This is a genomic window from Vibrio sp. 1580 (assembly GCF_033340055.1).
Window position 1 is genome coordinate 1 of the sequence record NZ_JAWOVT010000361.1, and the last position, 651, is coordinate 651.

1 protein-coding gene is annotated in these 651 nt (G+C 39.2%); it reads left to right on the plus strand.

Features of this window, described 5'->3' with window-relative positions; all coding sequences use genetic code 11:
- Positions 1 to 590 (plus strand): hypothetical protein (locus R7093_RS26015; protein WP_318147119.1); only part of this gene is annotated, 590 nt, incomplete at its 5' end.
- Positions 591 to 651: the final 61 nt, after the last annotated feature.

Consider the following 651-nt stretch of genomic DNA (forward strand, 5'->3'; position numbering starts at 1 on the left):
TTAGTCAGGCGTTCGATGTTATTTTGAAAGGTTATGACAAAAACAATATTACTTATGATGTTGGATATGACCTCATTCATCAAATTAAAAATGGCTTTATTGAGGGGGGAGAAGCCCTTAGAAAACTCGAAGAAAATCGATTATCACGCCGTACGGAAGAGGTAGATAATGTCTCTCAAGATGGCAGTTATCGACGCAATCTAGTGGTGAATAATGAATCGTTTAATGTTCGTTTTAAGGCGAGTTGTGCCACGCCAGAATGTTTAATGAGAAATGCCAATATCGACATGGAAGATGATGCCTTTCAGGATTACATCGAGGCAGCGACACAAGATAAACGTTCGGATGTGATGCAGGTGATCGGTGTTGCTCTTATCGCTAACCCATATCTCAAACCTTTAGAATATGTTGTGTTTGGAGATATAGCCTACGCTGGACTTAAAGATAAAAACCTTGATCCTCTTTGGGCTTATTTAATGGGTAGAGGGGCTTACTATCGCCTACATTTACTTAGCGTGTCTAAGAGAGTGAAAGATACCTCAGAAAATGTTGTAAGTTATTTTTCAGGGAGCGTTTTAAGTAGTGATTGATAAGGTTAAGACGCAAAAGTATGTGAATGTGTCCGATGGTATTAATGCATCTTGCTTAGGG